This is a genomic window from Pseudomonas monteilii NBRC 103158 = DSM 14164 (assembly GCF_000730605.1).
GTDB classification, from domain to species: Bacteria; Pseudomonadota; Gammaproteobacteria; order Pseudomonadales; family Pseudomonadaceae; genus Aquipseudomonas; species Aquipseudomonas monteilii.
Genome location: NZ_BBIS01000015.1, coordinates 59,588 through 78,887 on the forward strand (window position 1 = coordinate 59,588; position 19,300 = coordinate 78,887).

Genomic DNA, 19,300 nt, shown 5'->3' on the forward strand with positions numbered 1-19,300 from the left:
TTGCAATCGCGAGCTACGCTCGCTTCTACGATGAACACCCGTAGGAGCGAGCGTAGCTCGCGATGCGCCGCGCAAGCGGCGCTCGATTCTTCGGCCACAATCCGATTTTGGCCAACAAAGTCCCCCCCGGCTCTAGGTCCCCGAGCCGCCATGCGTTAGCATCCCATTCCGATACGACGCCTCGGCCAGTACGGCCGTGCCAATACAATAAGATTCGCTACTTTTCTTGCTAGGGGACTTGGTGATGATCAAGAAATACCTTTCGCGACTGCTGGTCGGTGTTACCGCCCTGGTCGCCGTGACAGCGGCCCAGGCCGGCGCCATCGATGATGCAGTCAAGCGCGGCACCCTGCGGGTGGGCATGGACCCGACCTACATGCCGTTCCAGATGACCAACAAGCGTGGCGAAATCATCGGCTTCGAAGTCGATATCCTCAAAGCCATGGCCAAGTCCATGGGCGTCAAGTTCGAGGCCGTATCCACCGCCTACGACGGCATCATCCCGGCCCTGCTGACCGACAAGTTCGACATGATCGGCAGCGGCATGACCCTGACCCAGGAACGCAACCTGCGTCTGAACTTCAGCGAACCCTTCATCGTGGTTGGTCAGACCCTGCTGATCCGCAAGGAACTGGCTGGGGAGATCAAGTCGTACAAGGACCTGAACAACGAGAAGTACCGCCTTACCTCCAAGCTCGGCACCACCGGCGAGATGGTTTCCAAGAAGCTGATCGGCAAAGCCAAGTACCACGGCTACGACAACGAGCAGGAAGCGGTGATGGACGTCGTCAACGGCAAGGCTGACGCCTTTGTCTATGATGCGCCGTATAACGTGGTGGCCGTAGAAAAAGCCGGCGCTGGCAAGCTGCTGTTCCTCGAAGAACCCTTCACCTACGAGCCGCTGGCCTTCGGCCTGAAGAAAGGCGACTACGACAGCATCAACTTCATCAACAACTTCCTGCACCAGATCAAGCATGACGGGACCTACGATCGTATTCACGACAAGTGGTTCAAGAACAAGGACTGGCTGAAGGAAATGGAATAAGGCCCAGGCCACAAGCCCGGCTTTATGACCCCGACGCGCAGGCAAACCCTGCGCGTTCGCATTTACGGAAGTACCCCACGTGATCAAACACAAGAAAGCCCAGTGGCCCTGGCATGGGCTGACGGCCCTGGTTTTGGTGGGCCTGGCGTTCAGCCTATATATGGCCACCTCGATGATTTCCTACGAGTGGCGCTGGAACCGCGTACCGCAGTACTTCGCCTACAAGGCCGAGGAAACGCAGCGCGCAGCCAATTACGGCACCGTGCAGGACATCGTCATCTCCGGCGATAACGCGCGCGTCACGCTGAAGGATGACAGCGGCGCGGAACAAGTACTCGATGTCGCCAAGGATAGCCTGCAACTGAGCCGTGGCGACGATGTTGCCGAAGGCGACGCGATAGGCGTAACCCGCCAGTGGGCAGCGGGCCCGCTGGCTTGGGGCCTGTGGACCACCTTGTGGATTTCGGTGGTGTCCGGGGCACTTGGGCTGGTGATCGGCCTGTTCGCCGGCCTGTGCCGGTTGTCGAACAACCCGACCCTGCGCGACCTGTCGACCGTGTATGTCGAACTGGTGCGCGGCACGCCGCTGCTGGTACAGATCTTCATCTTCTACTTCTTCATCGGCACCGTGCTCAACCTCTCCCGCGAGTTTGCCGGGGTGGCAGCGCTGGCGCTGTTCACTGGCGCCTATGTGGCCGAAATCGTCCGTGCCGGTGTGCAGTCCATTGCCAAGGGCCAGAACGAAGCGGCCCGCTCGCTGGGCCTGAACGCCGGCCAGTCGATGCGGCATGTCATCTTGCCGCAGGCGTTCAAACGCGTGCTGCCGCCGCTGGCCGGCCAGTTCATCAGCCTGGTCAAAGACACCTCGCTGGTGTCGGTAATTGCCATTACCGAACTGACCAAGAGCGGACGTGAGGCCATCACCACCTCGTTCTCGACGTTTGAGATCTGGTTCTGCGTGGCAGGCCTGTACCTGCTGATCAACCTGCCGCTGTCGCACATTGCCAGCCGGCTCGAGCGGAGGCTTGCGCAAAGTGATTGAAGTCCGTGACCTGCTGAAAGTCTTCGACACCCGTGGCCAGGTGGTACGGGCTGTGGATAACGTCACCACCCAGGTCGCCAAGGGCGAAGTGGTGGTGGTGCTCGGCCCATCGGGCTCGGGCAAGTCGACCTTCCTGCGCTGCCTGAATGGCCTGGAGCATTTCGACGAAGGCCATGTGGCCATCGACGGCCTGCAACTGGCCGACCCCAAGACCGACATCAACGCCTACCGTCGCGAAGTGGGCATGGTGTTCCAGCACTTCAACCTGTTCCCGCACATGACCGTGTTGGAAAACCTGTGCCTGGCGCAGAAGGTTGTGCGCAAGCGCAACAAGGCCGAGCGTGAAGCCAAGGCCCGTGCGCTGCTGGAAAAAGTGGGTATTGCGCAGAAGGCCAACGAATTCCCGTCGCGCCTGTCCGGTGGCCAGCAGCAGCGGGTAGCGATTGCCCGCGCCTTGGCGATGGACCCGAAAGTGATGCTGTTCGACGAGCCCACCTCGGCGCTCGACCCGGAAATGGTCGGCGAAGTGCTGGACGTAATGAAGACCCTGGCCCAAGAAGGCATGACCATGGTCTGCGTCACCCACGAAATGGGCTTCGCCCGCGAAGTGGCGGACCGGGTGCTGTTCTTCGACCATGGCAAGCTGCTGGAAGACTCGGCCCCGGCCGCCTTCTTTGCTGCGCCGAAAGACCCGCGTGCGCAGGCGTTCCTGCGCCAGGTATTGTGAAACTTAGTGAGCGGTAGAGTGTAGCCAACCCCGAAACTCGCTTCCTGCGGGTTGGCTATCTTGCTTACTCGTTGTTTGCAATGCAGCGGCTAAATGAATAATTGTGCACTCTGTGGCTTAAGTGATTTTTCTAATTGCTTTTGAAGCTACATGAGGATATTTATTTGTTAAATAGTCTAGGCGGTTGCGGGCTGCCTGGATTGCTATTTTATTCTGTTCAAGCTTCCACTTTGCATTCGAAACTTGAGACGTTGTTTGCTCTAGTTTTAAACGCGTGACCGTCAGCTCTTCAAGAGTGGACTCCAGCTTTCTTAATTTGGACGTATTATCGGCGTAGCCTGCGTACAAATAATTTGCCTTTAAGCCGTGTTTGCTGTGCTCGTAGGTGACTGTGCCGTCCATTTTGCTCATGGAGTCCATGAGTATTAACATTTCATCGCGTGTTGTATTAATATTGGTATTAACCGTTTCAATTTCCCTGGCTCTTTGAACATCTTTTCGTTTTTCGTTGCTGATGTTGAATTCTAAGTTTTCAGTGCTGTCTATGTGATATTTCAAGTTTTCTGAAGCCTTGACTAGCGCTTTTCCAGCTTTCCAATCCTTGTAGCGAGCTATAAGTCCACGGAAATTTCCTGAAGGATCATTATAGTTAATCGGGTCACCCGCAGTGTAAACGTATGCATTAAGGTTGCCGGCCACGAATATGCTGGCACGATCGGCTGAGATAAATCGCCTAAGATGGGGGCTGTACCCACGCTCGCCGCGGCCTAACAAGTACACGCCGAAAGCTTCAGGGTGCTCACCATTGAAGCCTAGTTCTATCGGTAACGATCCAATGGGGGTATTTCCATAAGCACAATACGTCACGCTGTTGATGGCTGAACTATTGCGTGAAGCCAGCACGGAGTTTGCTCTGTCGATAGCAATGAGATGGGGTTCGGCAGAAGGTGAGCTCCCTAGCTGGCACACCGGAGTGCTGGCCGCGTTAAGCATTCGTACTAAGCTACCAGGCACACCAATAACTGCGAGCCGATCATGCTCATAAAAGCGTAGCTGACGATTACCCATGAGATAACTTCCTATTGGAACTTGACCCCAAGGATGATGGCCGCAAGGTAGCCCCCGCAACTGGCAAAAATGCTAGGCTGACGTGAGGGTCGAGGGGCTGCAAAGCAGCCCCGTCCATCTCAAATGCTGAACCGCCCCACCATCCCCCGCAACTGCTGCCCCAACTGTTCCAACTCCCCACTCGAAGCCGCCGTCTGCTCACTGGCGGCACTGGTCTGATCTGATGCATCCCGCACACTGATGACGCTTCGGTTGATCTGCTCGGCCACCACGCTCTGTTCCTCGCTGGCCGTGGCGATCTGCTGGTTCATGCCCTGAATGCTCGACACCGTGTCGGTGATCTGGCTCAGTGCATCCCCGGCGCGGCGGCTCAGTTCCACGCTCTGCTCGGTCAGGTTCTTGCTGCTGTCCAGCAAGCGGGTCACTTCGTCGGTGCCGTTGTGCAGGCTGTCGATCAGCTGGCCAATCTCCTCGGTCGCTGTCGAGGTGCGTTGGGCCAGGCCGCGTACCTCGTCGGCCACCACGGCAAAGCCACGCCCGGCTTCACCGGCCCGTGCCGCTTCGATCGCCGCGTTCAGGGCCAGCAGGTTGGTCTGTTCGGACACCGACTTGATCACATCGAGGATGCTGCCAATCCGCTGGCTTTCGCCCGCCAGGTGCTGCATGGCCGTCAGGCAATGGTCCATTTGCATGGCCAGTTGCTCAATACGGCCGATGGCTTCGGCTACCACCTGGTCGCCCAGTTGCGCCTGCTGGTCGGCGTTGGTCGCGGCGAGCGAGGCCTGCTCGGCGTTCTGTGCCACTTCCTGCACGGTGGCACTCATCTGGTTCATGGCAGTGGCTACCTGGTCGGTTTCCTCACGCTGCTGGTTGATGCGCAGCTTGGTGTCCTCGCTGCTGGTCGCCAGCTGTGTGGCGGCCTGTGACAGCTGGCCGACACCTTGGTCGATGCCCCCGATCAGCTCGCGCAGGCTCAAGGTCATTTCGCGCATGCTGGTTTGCAGCTGGCCCATTTCGTCGCGGCGTTGCACGGTGTCAACCTGGCTCAGGTCACCCTTGGCGATGCGCGCGGCCACGGCCAGTGTCTGACGTAGTGGCTGGGTGATCTGCAGGGTAATCAGCCAGGCGGCTATCACCCCAAGCACCATGGCCAGCAATGCCACGCTGGTCAGCAGCGAGCGGGCAGCCAGGGCTTCGCTGTCCCGTTGTTCAACTTTGCGCCCGGCCAGTTCGACACTCGCCACGCCCAGCTCGTCGCTCATTTTTTCCATGTTGCCCTGCAGCTGCTCGGCGCGCACCGCTGCGCGGCGGTACTGATCCAGGCTGGCCCGGTACTTGGCCAACTCGACGCCGGGCTGCTCGGTCAGTGATCGTGGCAAGCTCAGCGGGGCCAAGGCCTTTAGCAGTTGCTCAAGGCTCTTGTCGGCGGCGTCCAGTGCATCGTCGCCGACCTTGGCGAACGCCTCGACGGGCGAGAAGGTGTAGGCCGGTACAAGGCTTTGCTGGTTGGCGCCTTCGACATAGTGACTGAGGCTTTCCATCAGGCCCAGCGCGCTGCCTTGTTGACTCTCAGACATTGTCAGCAAGGCCTGGGTCTGCAAGTCGTCGATGACATCGTCCAGTTTGAGCGCTTGCGCTTGCATGGCCTGGCGCAGTGTCGTGCGGCTGGCGACGGTGCTTTGCAGCTCGGTGAAGTCTTCGCGCAGCTGTTGCAGCAATTGCAGTTTTTGTGTGAGCAACTGACGGGATTCGTCAACGTTGCTGCGTTGCTGCAACGTGCTCAGCATGCGCTCCAGTTGCTCGATGGCCTGCTGGATACGTGCCTTGCTGGTGTCGTCGCTGAGTACGCGGTAGTTGATGCGCTCGGCACGCAGGTCTTTGACCAGATCGTTGATCTGGCCAATTTCACTGAGCTGTTGCGAGCGGTTGATGGCGCCATCAAGTGCACGCCAGCCGCTGATGGTGGTGGCCAGGGTGAGCAGCAGGACCACGGCGAAGCCGAGGGCCAGCTTGGCGGCGACATTGAGGTTGCCGAGCTTGCGGTTGAGGTAGCCGAGCATGGGAAGTCTCCGTGCGATTGGGGGAGGGCATGCAGGCGTATTGCCGGCATTACACCTCTGCCAATCGGCTGCGGAGCTGTAGGACTTGACCTGATAATCAGGTAGGAAATTTCGCCGCGGTATGTAGGAAGGCTCTTCCGGTCCTCGGTTTAGAGCCTGAACCGCCCCACCAACCCCTGCAGGTGGGTGCCCAGCCGCGCCAGCTCCACGCTGGAGCTGGCCGTCTCTTCACTGGCTGCTGAGGTCTGGTCGGAAATGTCCCGCACATTCATCACGCTGCGGTTGATCTCTTCGGCCACGGCCGTCTGTTCTTCTGCAGCCGTGGCAATCTGCTGGTTCATCGCCTGGATCGACGACACGGTACGGGTGATGGTTTCCAGCGAACTGCCGGCGCGGCGGGTCAGCTCGACGCTGCTGTCGGTCAGCTGGCGGCTGTTGTCCATCACAGTGGCCACCCGTTGGGTGCCACTTTGCAGGCCGGCAATCAGTTCTTCGATCTCTTCGGTCGACTGCTGTGTGCGCTGGGCCAGGCTGCGCACTTCGTCGGCCACCACGGCAAAGCCACGCCCGGCCTCGCCGGCACGGGCGGCTTCGATTGCCGCGTTCAGGGCCAACAGGTTGGTTTGCTGGGCCACCGACTTGATTACGTCGAGCACACTGCCGATCTTGTCACTCTCGGCCTTGAGCTGGTTCATCGCTTCGCTGGAGTTGACCACTTCGCCCGCTAGGCGCTCGATCTGCGCCACGGCCTCGCCCACCACCCGGTCACCTTCGCGGGCTTGCTGGTCGGCCATCAGGGCGGCTTCCGAGGCCTGCTCGGCGTTGCGCGCCACTTCATGCACAGTGGCGGTCATCTGGTTCATGGCGGTCGCCACTTGATCCGTCTCGACTTTCTGGTTGTTGACCCCGGCGCTGGTTTGCTCGGTGACGGCAGAGAGCTGTTCGGCGGCGCTGGCGATCTGCGTTACGCCGTCGCCAATGCCGCCGATCAACTCGCGCAGGCCTTGGGTCATGCGCTGCATGCTGGCCTGCAACTGGCCCAGTTCGTCGCGGCGCTGCACGGGCAGGCTCTGGGTCAGGTCGCCATTGGCCACACGTTCGGCGGCGCGCAGGGTCTGGCGCAGCGGGATGATGATCTGCCGGGTAATGGCCCAGGCGGCCACCAGGCCGAAGGCGAGGGCCAGCACGGTGGCAAGCGCGAGCAGGGTTTTGGCCTGGGCTGCAGCGGCGTCGCGCACCTCGGTTTGAGACGTGGACATCGCCTGGCTGGTCTGCAGCAGTACCGTGCCTTGTTCGGCCATGCGTTGCAGGGCTTGCTCGCTGGCGGTCTGGGCGTTGCCGAACTGGATGACTGCATCGCGGTAGCCAGCCATGGCTGTGGCGGCATCGTCCAGGCTGGCGGCATGTTCGGCAGGCACCTTGGACGGCAGCGCACGCAGCTCGACCAGTGCCTGGTCGATGGCCTTCAACGCCGTTTGCTGGAAGTCGGCGTTGCCGCTGTAGGTGTAGCCGCGCACCTGAAAACGTGCCTGCTGCAGCAGGGCGCTCACATCCACCGCATGCTGGTACTGGTTGATATCGCCACCTTGCTGCAGCCCTCGCTGCACGCGGCCGATCAGTTCCGCTGCCTTGTCGGCGCTGTCGCCGAGCACGTCACGGCTGGCTTCGCGGCGCTGGCCGGCCTGCTTCAGCTCGTTGAATGCCTGCTGGTAGGTGCGCACGGCTTCGCGCTGCTGCTCCAGGCGTTGGCGATCGGCGGGGTGCTCGATCAGCCCGAGCATCAGCTGTACCTGGCGGTCGAGGTTGGCCAAGGCCTTTTCAAGCTCGGCCACTGAGGCATCGTCACGCCGGCGCTCGTAGTGCTGGCGAGCAATGCGCAGTTCCTGGGTGTACTGCTGGATGACCGAGATGTTCCCCAGCTTGTCGCCACGGTCGATGATGCTGTCCATGCCGTGCCAGCCGGTCAGGGTAATAGCCAGGGTCAACAGCAGCACCAGGCCGAAGCCCAGCCCTAGTTTGCGATTGACGCTCACATTGCCCAGCGATTGGGCTAACCATTGATACATGTACGACTCCCTGGCGACTTGGCAGTACAAATAGTTGTTGTATTGCCAAGGCATCGGCCTGGGAGAGGGAAACTTGATGGGCTAAAAAACGGCGTTTGCGTCAGAAAATACGCGAAAGCAGCGCTGTTACCGCAGTCTCGACCCGCAAGATGCGCTCACCCAGCTGCACCGGCGCCAGCCCGGCCTTGCCCAGCAGGTCGACCTCGTAGGGGATCCAGCCGCCTTCGGGGCCGATGGCCAGGGTAACGGCTTGCTCCACGGCACGGGGGCAGGCGGGGTAGGGGCCAGGGTGGCCGACCAGGCCCAGGGTGCCAGCCGCGATGGCGGGCAGGCGGTCTTCGACGAAGGGCTTGAAGCGCTTTTCGATGATGACTTCGGGTAGCACGGTGTCGCGCGCCTGCTCCAGGCCAAGGATCAGGTTTTCGCGAATGCTTTCTGGCTGCAGGAAGGGCGTTTGCCAGAAGCTTTTCTCGACCTTGTAGCTGTTCACCAGGATCAGGCGTGGCACGCCCAGGGTGGCCACGGTCTGGAACAGCCGACGTAGCATTTTCGGCCGCGGCACCGCCAGCACCAGGGTCAGCGGCAGCTTGGCCGGCGGGGGCTGGTCAAACGCAACTTCCAGCTCGGCTTCGTGCTTTTCCAGGCGCAGCACCGTGGCCTTGCCCATCAGGCCGTTGATACGGCCCACGCGCAGGTTGTCGCCCACCGCCACGCGGTGGATGTCCTGCATGTGGGTGAAGCGCCGGTCAGCGAGAACGACGCGGTCGGCCGAAACGAAGTCGGCCTCTTCAAGAAGCAACAGGTTCACGGTTGGGTCGCAGGCGGCTGGTCGTTATGGTCGTCGGCAGTTTCGTCATGGGCGCTGCGTTTGCGGATCATGCTGCCGCACAGCACACCCACCTCGAACAGCAGCCACATGGGCACGGCCAGCAGGGTCTGGGAGAAGATATCCGGCGGGGTGAGCACCATGCCGACCACGAAGCAGCCGATGATCACGTAGGGGCGGATCTTCTTCAGGTACTTCACGTCGACCACGCCGATCCACACCAGCAGCACCACCGCTACCGGGATTTCGAAGGCCACGCCAAAGGCGAAGAACAGCGTCATCACGAAGTCGAGGTAGCTGGCGATGTCGGTCATCATCGACACACCTTCCGGCGTGGCGCTGGCGAAGAAGCCGAAGATCAGCGGGAACACCAGGAAATAGGCGAACGCCATGCCGGCGTAGAACAGAAAGATGCTCGACACCAGCAACGGAATGGCGATGCGCTTTTCATGGCGGTACAGCCCGGGTGCGATAAAGCCCCAGATCTGCTGCAGGATGAACGGAATCGCCAGGAACAGCGACACGATCATGGTCAGCTTGAACGGCGTGAGGAACGGCGAGGCCACATCGGTGGCGATCATCGTCGCATTGGCCGGCAAGTGCTCGCGCAGCGGCGCCGAGACCAGTGTGTAGATCTGCTGGGCGAAGGAGAACAGCCCGGCAAAGATCAGGAAAATGACGGCAACGCACCGCAGCAGGCGGGTGCGCAGTTCGGTCAGGTGCGAAACCAGCGGCATCGGCTGGTCGTGTTCCGGGATCTCGCTCATGGGGCTCGCGGCGGTTGAGGCGGTTCAGAAGGCGTGGCCGGGGCGGCAGGCGGCTCGACCGGCCTGGCTTCCAGCCCGGCAGGTGGCTGCACGCTGGCCGTGGTCACCGGCGGCTGTGCAGGTGGCGTCAGCGGGTTGAGGATGCGCTTGGCTTCCTCTTCCATCTGCAGGATGTGCTCGTTGTGCAGCTGGCGGCGGATGTCGTCGGCGCCGATTTCGCGCTCCACTTCCATCTTGATGCTGTTGAAGCTGCGCTTGAGCCGGCCGATCCAGAGGCCTGCCGTGCGCGCGGCACCCGGCAGGCGCTCGGGGCCGAGCACCAGCAGAGCGACCAGGCCGACGAGCAGCAGCTCGCTGAAACTGATGCCGAACATGGGTCAGTCTTTCCGCTGTGGCTCTTGGACCGGCTGGGCCTGGCCTTCGATGGTGTGGCCTTGCTGCGGCTGCGCGGTGCTCTGCTGGTGAGGCGCCTGCACTGGTGGCACCGGTTGGGCTGGCGGCGGGGTTTGCTCGGCCGGCTTGTTCTCTTCGTCGTTCATGGCTTTGCGGAAGCCCTTGATCGACTCGCCCAGGTCGCTGCCGAAGTTTTTCAGCTTTTTGGTGCCGAACACCAGGACCACGACGACCAGCAGGACGATCCAGTGTTTCCAGTCAAAAATACCCATGGTGCTCTCCTAGAATGCGTTGTGCTCAAGCCGAAGGCTGTCGCGCGGCCTTTTCATCGTGCCCGGACAGCCCGAAACGGCGCTCCAGCTCATCGAGCACGGCTTGAGGATGCTGTCCCAGCGCGCTGAGCATCACCAGGCTATGAAACCACAGGTCGGCGGTTTCGTAGATGACATCGCTGTAATCCTTGCTCACGGCAGCATCTTTGGCTGCAATGATGGTCTCGACCGACTCTTCGCCGAGCTTTTCGAGGATCTTGTTCAGGCCCTTGTGGTACAGGCTGGCCACGTAGGAGCTGTCAGGCGCCGCTTGCTTGCGTTCTTCAAGCACTTCGGCCAGGCGGTTGAGGGTGTCGCTCATGTCAGTGTCCTGCGCTGTAGATGGCATCCGGGTCCTTCAGGACCGGGTCGACGATTTTCCACTGGCCGTCTTCGTACACACGGTAGAAGCAGCTTTCACGGCCGGTATGGCAGGCGATATGACCCAGTTGCTCGACCATCAGGATGATCACGTCGGCGTCGCAGTCCAGGCGCAGCTCATGCAGCTTTTGCACATGCCCGGATTCCTCACCCTTGCGCCACAGCTTGCCACGCGAACGCGACCAGTAGATGGCGCGTTGCTCGGCGGCGGTAAGTGCCAGCGATTCGCGGTTCATCCAGGCCATCATCAGCACGCGTCCGGTCTTGTGGTCCTGGGCGATTGCCGGTACCAGGCCATCGCTGTTCCACTTGATCTCGTCCAGCCAGTCTTTCATCGTCGACTCCAAAACGGGCCCGCTCCTGTACCGGGCCCTTTGCGCTAGTGTGCCAGCCACGGGCGCGGCTGGCTATTGGCGTACAATCAGGTAAAGGCCTGCGGCCAGCATCAGCCAGGCCGGCCACGCAGCCGGGGCGGCCAGGCTGGCAGCTTCGGCGGCGCCAGCGGCCAGTACCGCACCACCACCGAGCAGGCCAGCGCCCAGCAGGCGCAGTGCCCAGCGGTCGCCCTGGCGGCGCCGTTCCGGCAGTTGCGGGTCGTGCAGGTGCGGCTGTGACAGGCGTTCTAGCAGGTCGCGGGCCATGTCGGCCAGGTGTGGCAGTTGCTCGACCTGGCTGTGGATGTTGCCGAACATCGCCTTGGGGCTGTAGCGGTCGCGCATCCAGCGTTCCAGATACGGCTTGGCGGTGCTCCACAGGTCCAGGTCGGGGTACAGCTGACGGCCCAGGCCTTCGATGTTGAGCAGGGTCTTTTGCAGCAGCACCAACTGCGGCTGCACTTCCATGTTGAAGCGCCGCGCGGTCTGGAACAGGCGCATCAGCACCTGACCGAAGGAAATATCCTTTAACGGTTTTTCGAAGATCGGCTCGCACACGGTGCGGATCGCCGCTTCGAACTCGTTGACCTTGGTGTGGGCCGGTACCCAGCCCGAGTCGATGTGCAGCTGGGCGACACGGCGATAGTCACGTTTGAAGAAGGCAATCAGGTTGCGCGCCAGGTAGTCCTGGTCCTCGGCGGTGAGGCTGCCGACAATGCCGCAGTCGATAGCGATGTACTGCGGGCTCCACGGCTTGACCGTGCTGACGAAGATGTTGCCGGGATGCATGTCGGCATGGAAGAAGCTGTCGCGGAACACCTGGGTGAAGAACACTTCCACCCCACGCTCGGCCAGCAGCTTCATGTCGGTGCGCTGGTCGGCCAGGGTGGCCATGTCGGTCACCGGCACGCCGTAGATGCGCTCCATCACCAGCACCTTGGGGCGGCACAGGTCCCAGTACACCTGGGGCACGTACATCAGATCGGAGCCTTCGAAGTTGCGCCGCAGCTGGCTGGCGTTGGCCGCTTCGCGCAGCAGGTCGAGCTCGTCGTAAATGGTTTTTTCGTAGTCGCCAACGATTTCCACCGGGTGCAGGCGGCGGGCATCGGCAGAGGCGCGTTCGGCGGCCTTGGCGATCAGGAACAGCCAGGCCAGGTCCTGGGCGATGACCGGCTTCAGGCCCGGGCGCACGACCTTGACCACCACTTCTTCGCCGGTCTTGAGACGTGCGGCATGTACCTGGGCCACCGAGGCCGAGGCCAGTGGCTCCACGTCGAAGCGGCTGAACAGCTGAGCCACCGGGGCGCCCAGCTGTGCCTCGATCAAGGCCACGGCCTGCTTGGGGTCGAACGGCGGCACACGGTCCTGCAACAGCATCAGCTCATCGGCGATGTCGTTGGGCAGCAGGTCGCGTCGGGTGGACAGCAACTGGCCGAACTTGATGAAGATCGGCCCCAGGTCCTGCAGTGCCAGGCGCAGGCGCGCGCCACGGCTCAGCTCGGACGGCTTGCGTGGCAGCCAGCGCCACGGCATCAGCAGGCGCAGGCTCATCAGCCACCAGGGCAGCGGCAGGTCGAACAGCAGGTCATCGAGACGGTAGCGGATCACCACACGCTGGATGCGAAAAAGACGGCGGACGGCGAGCAGCTTCATGCGTTATCGCTGGTATCAAGGGATCGGGAGAGGCGCTTGAGGCGCGCCTCGAGGCGTTCTGTGTCGAGCTTCAGGGCATCGAGTTCGCTGAAGGCGGCTTCGGCTTCGCGTTTGCCCACCAGGGTGCGGGACTCTTCGGCCAGGTACTCGGACAGGTTCTGGCTGAAGCGCGCCAGGCCCTGGCGGGTCCAGCGTGCACGCAGGCGGATATGGCCGGCCAGCATGGCCGTGGCGACCGGGCCAAGCCAGCGTTGCAGCTCGTGCTCCCAGTCCAGCTCAAGGTCTTGCAGCACGCCGAACAGGTCTAGCAGTACGGCGCTGTCGCCATGCAGCTCCACCTGCGGGCTGTGCAGCACGGCGGTCTTGTCTTTGGCCAGGGCCAGTTGCGCCAGGCTGCCAGCCGGGGCGCGCAGGCTGCAGTCGACCTCGCCCTGCCAATGGGCGGCGAGCATCAGGCCCTCTTCATCGGGCAGGATGAACACCTGCAGGGCCGGTTGGCGGCAGTCGATTTCGATGACCTTGCCTTCCAGCGCGGCCAGGCGCGGCAGGGCCGTGCTGTCCATGCGCAGGATGCGGTTCAGGCCATGTTCGACGCTGGCGAGCAGCCCGGCCAGCAGCATCAGGGTTTGATCCCCCGGTGTACGGCAACGATGCCGCTGGTCATGTTGTGGTAGGTGACGCGGTCGAAACCGGCCTCGACCATCATGCTCTTCAGGGTTTCCTGGTCCGGATGCATGCGGATCGATTCGGCCAGGTAACGGTAGCTTTCCGAGTCGTTGGTGATCAGCTTGCCGGCCAGCGGCATGAAGGCGAACGAGTAAGCGTCGTAGGCCTTGGACATCAGCTTGTTGGTCGGTTTGGAGAACTCCAGGATCAACAGGCGGCCGCCGGGCTTGAGCACGCGCAGCATCGAACGGATGGCTTCGTCCTTGTGGGTGACATTGCGCAGGCCGAAGGCGATGGTCACGCAATCGAAGTGGTTGTCCGGGAACGGCAGCTTTTCAGCGTCGGCCTGGACGAACTCAATGTTGCCGGCCACGCCACGGTCGAGCAGGCGGTCACGGCCGACCTTGAGCATCGAATCGTTGATGTCGGCCAGCACCACCTGGCCGGTCGGGCCTACAAGGCGCGAGAACTTGGCGGCCAGGTCGCCGGTACCACCGGCGATATCCAGCACGCGGTTGCCGCTGCGCACGCCCGACAGCTCGATGGTAAAGCGCTTCCACAGGCGGTGCATGCCGCCGGACAGCACGTCGTTCATCAGGTCGTACTTGGCGGCCACCGAATGGAACACTTCGGCGACTTTCTTCGCCTTCTGGCTTTCAGGGACGTCCTGGTAGCCGAAATGGGTGGTGGGTTCGGCGTGTTCGCCTTTGCGCTGGTCGTTCATATCGCTTCACCGGAAAAAATTACCGCCATTCTAGGGCGAACGGGCGGATTTGTCTTGGCGGGGTGTGCCAGTGGGCAGGGGCGGGCATAATGCCGATTATGTCTACATCTTCAGGAACACCCGCATGACCCAGATCAGCGTCGAACGCAAACACTCCCTCGGCCGCGATGCCGCCCGCGCCAAGGCCGAAGCCCTGGTCGACAAGCTCAGCCGCGAATACGACCTCAAGGCCACTTGGAACGGTGACCGGGTCGATGTGGCGCGCAGCGGCGCCAACGGTAGCGTGCACATTGGCGAGGACAGCATCCGTGTGGAGCTGAAGCTGGGCATGATGCTGTCGATGATGAGCGGCACCATCAAAGGTGAAATAGAGCGGGCGCTGGACAAGGCACTGGCCTAACGCCCGCTGCGCTCAGTTGTCGGGGAACGGGACGAGGTCCTCGATCTGCTCCAGGCGCAGGTCACCCCGATAGATCTGATAGCGCTCCGAGGGCGCCAGAACCCGTTGTAACCGCTCGTCGCGGCTCATGGCGTCCGGGAACTTCAAATGCCCTTTGGCAAACCGCCGGGCATTGGCAGTGGCGCTGGTGTAATGGAAATGCGCTTCCCAGAGCTTGGCTCTGGGCTGCAGCCGATGAATGTCATACACATCCAGAAAATCGTTGGCCTTGAGCCTCTTGCGGCTTCTGGTTAGCCTGACCTCGACTTCGCCGGCTTCTATCAGGAAACGCAACGCTTTGCTGTCCGGGTGCTGGGTGTCCAGGTAAGCCATGGTCAACAGGCGCTTTTTTTCTGCTTGTACCTCGGTTATTGCCTGTTCCAGCCTGGCGGCCAGTGAATGCTCTTGATCCGGGCCGGCACGCAAAGTAGCAGCGATGTCCGCCATGTCCTGAATATAGAAGTCGAGTTGGTCCGCCAGGCTGTTGGGACCTTCCAGATGGCGGGCAGCGTAAGCGACCCTGGCGGTTTTCTGGGCCAGCAGGTCGTTACCGGTGCGGCGAAGGCGAGCGTAGTCCGTTACCGGCGCAACTTGCGCCACGGCCTCCCAGTGATCGGCTTGTTGCTGATAGCGCGCAACGGTCTGTTCGGTCAGCGGGTCGATCTGCACGGCTTCGCTGTTTTCATCAGCCTGCTCGACAACCAGGGATCTGCCCCGGTTGGTGCGGATCACCTTGCGTCTGACGGGGCGCACCCTATGTGTCACAGGCTGTTCGGGCACTGCATCCTGCGTGTCAGCGCTAGCAGAGATCAAGCCCAGGTCATTCTCGGTCAGGTCTATCAGTGCATGCAGTTCAGCGATGTATTCATTGAGCTTGCCGCTGTCCACTGCCGGCAAGTTGCGCGAAAGCAGATACTCGGCATTGCCCAGTGACAGTTTGTATTCGCTCAACGCGCTTTCCAGCGGCTCTTTCTGCTCATCGGGCTTTAGGCCGGCTGCAGCCAGGCTGTCATGGCTCAGCAGCGCTTCATGCAGATGTTTGCTGCGCAGCGTTTTCTGTGACAGCAGGGTGCTTTCAAAGCTCTCAGCGGTCAGCCGGTCTCTGTTCACGACCAGCTGATACAGGTCGCTGAGGATCTGGGCTCGGATAATCAGCGTCGAATAGCGCCGGTTGTTGATAATGGCATCAAGTTTCTTGCGCTTGCCAGAGAACTGGATCTGCCCATCTGTCAGCGCTTCGCTGAGGTTTTGGTCGAGGCGTTGGCTGACGTTGAAGAGGCGTCTATGTGTTGCCAGTGCTGCCTCGACGTTCTTGCTGTAATCCAGGTACAGCTGGGCCTGCTCGTGGCCAAAAGGCAGCTGTACGAGCCGGCGCGATTGGTCTTTGAGTGCCCCATAGTCATTCATTTCGAGCAGGCGGCGGAACTGCTGCACGTCGGCGGTGAGCAACTGCTCCCACCACTGCCCACGGGCATAGGAGGCTGTTGCCTTTGGGTCGAACCTGGCATATTTCGGGTCACTCATGCTGGCGAAGAGCTGCGCTTGATCCCTTATCAGGGCGGCCTGTTTTTCGTAGGTAAGGGCCAACACATCAAAGTTCGCACGCGCCTCGTTGCGCAGGGCCTGTAGTGCCTGTCGTTGTACCTGCAGTTCCTCTGGCAGGTCGCCAAGGTCTACGCCGGGGTTGGCATCCAGGGATTGCTGGAATGCCAGGTGTGCCTCGTCATACGGTTTTACCCGTTCCAGATAGCCATTGAGGAACGTTTCCATGCTGGTGAGTTTTTTGTCATTTGCCGCGCGGCTTTCCAGCATTTTCGTGAAAGCTTGTTTCTTCTCATCAATCAGCACCTTGGTCGCTTTCGGCATCCCTCCCGGCAGGTGCAGGTCGAGCATCCATTCGCCGTTCCAGCGCGTCAGCCAAGGTCCACGGCTGCGTTCGCGGCCGACAATGTAGTAACCGTCAGGTTCTGCGCCCCACGTCTGTGACCATTCACTCTGGCTGACTTCCGGTCCGATGATGCGCATGCCGCTATAGGTCTCTTCAACCTCATAGGCAACATCCTGCAGTTTCACATAGTAGCGGTCGTCAACATTGTACAGGCCTCGCATTCGGCCGTTGGCCACTGCATTTAGCCCGTTGAGGTTGACCTTGGCGCGTAAGGTGTTGAGTGCCGCACGGGCTTCACGCGGCAGGTTGCCGAGCCGCTGGTCGCGGCCCCATTGGCTGACGTTGAGCGCAGCAGGCCCGGGTTGCTCGGTTGCAGGGGCCCAGGCTGATTCCTCGGGTGGCTGTGGTGCAGTTCGGCTGGAAACTCGGCGCGGTCCGGGCTGAACGGGCAGTTCCGGCTCGGGGCTGGCGGTAGCGGGCCCATGGGCTAGCAACATGGCCAGGTTCAGCAGGATGTCGGCACCGGCGAGCCACTTTTCGTCGTTGCTGCCTTGGGTCAATGCGACCAGGTCGTCCTTGATACTGAGCAAGGCTGTGACCAGCCAGGCCAGCAAACCTGCAGGCCCTCGCAGCAATGGCGTGGCCGTATTGAACGCCAGCCATGCGAACTGCTTGACCAGGGCCCAGCGTTGCTGGGCGTTGGAGATGCTCTGCCATGAGGCCAGCAACACGAGCATGTCAGCCCTGGCTTGATACATCGAATTGTCCAGGTTGCCCGACCATGGAGTGAAGGCCAAGGTGACAGGCGCCCTCAAGCGCTCAATCGCGTCAGCGGTCATTGCCGATCCTGGCCCCACCAGATGCGCCAGTTCAGTGAGGCCCTCATGCAGATGCGGATGGGTAAAACCATGGTTGGCATAAATAGGGCGGGCGTCGTCATCCAGCCAGGTGAGGATGTCCTGCTGCAGGGCTTGTTCGGTCCGGATGGTGTTCATCAATTGATTGCGGCTGCTGAACTGTCTGATGGCCTGCGTTGCGTACATGGGCCGGTAGAGTATCCAGGCCCCGGTGGCGGATACCTCGATGACGAACATGGCATGCACCCGGTTTGCCTTTGGACCACCCGGCACGCTGCTGAACGACAGTGGCCCCATCTTCAGCGATGTGCTCGAGTGGGCGTCACGGTGGCAAAAATCTGCGACGACCTGCCAGTTGCGTTCGCTCAGCTGCCCCGCGATCTTGGCGTGTAATGCGCTCAGCAGTAAGGCATTGCGCCATTCTTCGGCAAAGCGCTGGCGCCGCTTGTCGGTGTCAGTGCTCGTCTGCAACTGGTCGTGGACAAACTGCGGATACTGGCCACCGACATCCACGGCAACGATCAGTGCGTTGACATAGTCAAGGTCCATCCAGCGACTTGTCGGCTGTTGCCCGGCCAATTGAATAGCCGAGGCCACCTGGTCGCTACCCAATTGCAGGCGTGAGATGGCCAGCTCGGTCAGGCTGATGGTTTTCAGATACTCAAGCTTTGCGGGCCCCACGGAGGACACCTGTACAACTTGTGAAATTGTGATCAGCACCTGGTCTGGGTTGCACGGTTGCTGGTTCGGGTGGTCATCGCGCATTTGCTCACGCAGGCGACGAACCGTGTATTGCTGCAGGGTTTCGATCCCGTCCAGGGAGGTTTCACCTTGCGCCAGCATTTGCCCTGCCGACAGCTTCAGCAGTGCCGTGTGGTACTGGAAACGGTCAGTCACGGTGGCGCTCTCGAGCCAGTCAGGCAGCGGGATCGCGGGTGTCGATTGCACGAGGTGGAAGCACGCCGGGAATATCGATGAGGGGTCGCTCAGCGTGTTGAAGAGCGCTTCCAGATCTGCAACGTGTTCGATGGCGCCAAGCTGCACCCGGTCAATTTTTTGCAGCAGGCCGTTGAGCAATTGCCGAGCCTGATAGCTGAACGGGTCTTCGGTCAATGCCGTGCAGGCCCAGGACATCGTGTCGAACGTATGATGCTCTGAAAGCTCGTCGCGCAGGGCGGTGGCGAACGCAGTGATCCCGTTGAAGCCGCGCACGGTGCCAGAGGGCTTGCACCACAAGACCAGATCGCGCGCATTTTGATTGCCAGTGATGAGCAGGTCCGGTATTACCTCGTGAACCGTGCAGCCTGGGCTGGCGAGTGAAACCTGCAACCCCTGGACGTTTGCCTCTGTGCCGGCTTGAGCGAGAATGGCGTACACCAGGGCCTTCTGATCGCTGTCCAGGCCCTGGCGTTCAAGGGTGCCGAGCAGTGCGGCCTTGAGAACCTCCTGCATCCAACGCAGGCGGGTTACATCTGAATCACCGTCGCGGCTGTTCCAGAAACTGACCTGCGCCTGTTGAAAGGTCTCGGAAAGGGTTGCAAGCACATCGTCGTAGTCAGTGTTCAGGTCGGCCATGCGGATATCGATGGCTGGCGCAACATGCTGGGGACGAAAGATGGCGGGTGGGTTCAGGCTGAGTTGGTCCGTGGGCTTGAGCGCCATGGGTTGGCCGCTGAGGAAATGTTCGAGCAATGTATCCACCAGGTTGCCTGGCGGTGTCAGTGGTCCTTCATCCAGATCATGCAGGATGCTGAAACCGGTCAGGGATTGCAGCTGCGGGTGGTTCTTGCGGGTCCAGGGGTAGCGTGCTGCGAGTGCGTCGAAACCAGCGCTGGCCACGACTTCGCGCAGGCCGGGGCGGCTGGCGAACTGCGTCGCTACCAGATGCTTGAAGGACACAGATGGCGAGGGCAGTGATTGGGGCATGGCATCAGGCTCCGGTCAAAGGGGAGCCGAATGCTGAAGCGTTAACCTGAAGCCGCTGCGGTAGATAAGTCAGCGCGGCCATCTTAG

At 61.3% G+C, this 19,300-nt stretch carries 17 protein-coding genes and 1 pseudogene; 4 read left to right on the forward strand and 14 right to left on the reverse strand.

Annotation, left to right across the window (positions count from 1 at the left end):
• Window positions 1-247: 247 nt before the first annotated feature.
• From PM2_RS09365 to PM2_RS09375, 3 genes are all read left to right on the forward strand, one after another.
• On the forward strand, window positions 248-1,045 hold the full coding sequence (locus tag PM2_RS09365; RefSeq protein WP_025752328.1) for a transporter substrate-binding domain-containing protein: 798 nt from the start codon (window positions 248-250) through the stop codon (window positions 1,043-1,045).
• A 79-nt stretch (window positions 1,046-1,124) separates the two neighbouring features.
• Complete coding sequence (locus PM2_RS09370; protein WP_028698460.1) at window positions 1,125-2,087, forward strand: amino acid ABC transporter permease; 963 nt, start codon at window positions 1,125-1,127, stop codon at window positions 2,085-2,087.
• Complete coding sequence (locus tag PM2_RS09375; protein ID WP_025752329.1) at window positions 2,080-2,814, forward strand: amino acid ABC transporter ATP-binding protein; 735 nt, start codon at window positions 2,080-2,082, stop codon at window positions 2,812-2,814. Before PM2_RS09370 ends, PM2_RS09375 begins: the two co-directional genes overlap by 8 nt.
• A 117-nt stretch (window positions 2,815-2,931) precedes the next feature.
• Here the strand turns inward: PM2_RS09375 and PM2_RS29900 are convergent, their stop codons facing one another.
• The 13 genes and pseudogenes from PM2_RS29900 to ubiE form a co-directional block, all read right to left on the reverse strand.
• Window positions 2,932-3,882: an RHS repeat-associated core domain-containing protein gene (locus PM2_RS29900; RefSeq protein WP_080578089.1), complete on the reverse strand. Its 951-nt coding sequence runs from the start codon at window positions 3,880-3,882 to the stop codon at window positions 2,932-2,934.
• Window positions 3,883-4,001: 119 nt separating this feature from the next.
• Window positions 4,002-5,942 carry a methyl-accepting chemotaxis protein gene (locus PM2_RS09380; RefSeq protein ID WP_016712439.1) on the reverse strand — a complete coding sequence of 647 codons (1,941 nt, stop codon included), beginning with the start codon at window positions 5,940-5,942 and terminating at the stop codon, window positions 4,002-4,004.
• A gap of 149 nt (window positions 5,943-6,091) precedes the next feature.
• Window positions 6,092-6,964 (reverse strand): methyl-accepting chemotaxis protein, encoded by an 873-nt coding sequence (locus tag PM2_RS32040; protein WP_371058789.1) that lies wholly within the window; start codon window positions 6,962-6,964, stop codon window positions 6,092-6,094.
• Window positions 6,947-8,062: pseudogene (locus PM2_RS32045) on the reverse strand (methyl-accepting chemotaxis protein); the annotation flags it as partial. The pseudogene PM2_RS32045 and the gene PM2_RS32040, both read right to left, overlap by 18 nt.
• A 46-nt stretch (window positions 8,063-8,108) precedes the next feature.
• Complete coding sequence (locus PM2_RS09390) at window positions 8,109-8,816, reverse strand: 16S rRNA (uracil(1498)-N(3))-methyltransferase (RefSeq protein ID WP_016712437.1); 708 nt, start codon at window positions 8,814-8,816, stop codon at window positions 8,109-8,111.
• The gene (gene tatC / locus PM2_RS09395; protein WP_016712436.1) at window positions 8,813-9,601 is read right to left on the reverse strand and encodes a twin-arginine translocase subunit TatC; all 789 of its coding nucleotides are present in this window, start codon (window positions 9,599-9,601) and stop codon (window positions 8,813-8,815) included. Before tatC ends, PM2_RS09390 begins: the two co-directional genes overlap by 4 nt.
• A complete protein-coding gene (gene tatB, locus PM2_RS09400) occupies window positions 9,598-9,975 on the reverse strand; it encodes a Sec-independent protein translocase protein TatB (RefSeq protein WP_016712435.1) in 378 nt (125 codons plus the stop codon). The genes tatC and tatB overlap by 4 nt, the downstream gene beginning before the upstream one ends.
• A 3-nt stretch (window positions 9,976-9,978) precedes the next feature.
• Window positions 9,979-10,266 (reverse strand): twin-arginine translocase TatA/TatE family subunit, encoded by a 288-nt coding sequence (locus PM2_RS09405; protein WP_016712434.1) that lies wholly within the window; start codon window positions 10,264-10,266, stop codon window positions 9,979-9,981.
• 25 nt (window positions 10,267-10,291) lie between these two features.
• Window positions 10,292-10,627, reverse strand: a complete 336-nt coding sequence (locus PM2_RS09410; protein ID WP_013974545.1) for a phosphoribosyl-ATP diphosphatase — start codon at window positions 10,625-10,627, stop codon at window positions 10,292-10,294.
• 1 nt (window position 10,628) lies between these two features.
• Window positions 10,629-11,021 (reverse strand): phosphoribosyl-AMP cyclohydrolase, encoded by a 393-nt coding sequence (gene hisI / locus PM2_RS09415; protein WP_003249284.1) that lies wholly within the window; start codon window positions 11,019-11,021, stop codon window positions 10,629-10,631.
• Window positions 11,022-11,093: 72 nt separating this feature from the next.
• A complete protein-coding gene (ubiB, locus tag PM2_RS09420; protein WP_016712433.1) occupies window positions 11,094-12,713 on the reverse strand; it encodes a ubiquinone biosynthesis regulatory protein kinase UbiB in 1,620 nt (539 codons plus the stop codon).
• Window positions 12,710-13,333 (reverse strand): ubiquinone biosynthesis accessory factor UbiJ, encoded by a 624-nt coding sequence (locus PM2_RS09425; RefSeq protein WP_028698463.1) that lies wholly within the window; start codon window positions 13,331-13,333, stop codon window positions 12,710-12,712. Before PM2_RS09425 ends, ubiB begins: the two co-directional genes overlap by 4 nt.
• The gene (ubiE, locus tag PM2_RS09430; RefSeq protein ID WP_016712431.1) at window positions 13,333-14,103 is read right to left on the reverse strand and encodes a bifunctional demethylmenaquinone methyltransferase/2-methoxy-6-polyprenyl-1,4-benzoquinol methylase UbiE; all 771 of its coding nucleotides are present in this window, start codon (window positions 14,101-14,103) and stop codon (window positions 13,333-13,335) included. Before ubiE ends, PM2_RS09425 begins: the two co-directional genes overlap by 1 nt.
• A 124-nt stretch (window positions 14,104-14,227) precedes the next feature.
• Here ubiE and PM2_RS09435 point away from each other — a divergent pair, with 124 nt between their 5' ends.
• The gene (locus PM2_RS09435; protein WP_016712430.1) at window positions 14,228-14,503 is read left to right on the forward strand and encodes a polyhydroxyalkanoic acid system family protein; all 276 of its coding nucleotides are present in this window, start codon (window positions 14,228-14,230) and stop codon (window positions 14,501-14,503) included.
• Between the two features lie 12 nt (window positions 14,504-14,515).
• On the opposite strand, the gene PM2_RS09440 is transcribed toward PM2_RS09435, so the two are convergent.
• On the reverse strand, window positions 14,516-19,213 hold the full coding sequence (locus PM2_RS09440) for a DUF6543 domain-containing protein (protein ID WP_028698464.1): 4,698 nt from the start codon (window positions 19,211-19,213) through the stop codon (window positions 14,516-14,518).
• Window positions 19,214-19,300: the final 87 nt, after the last annotated feature.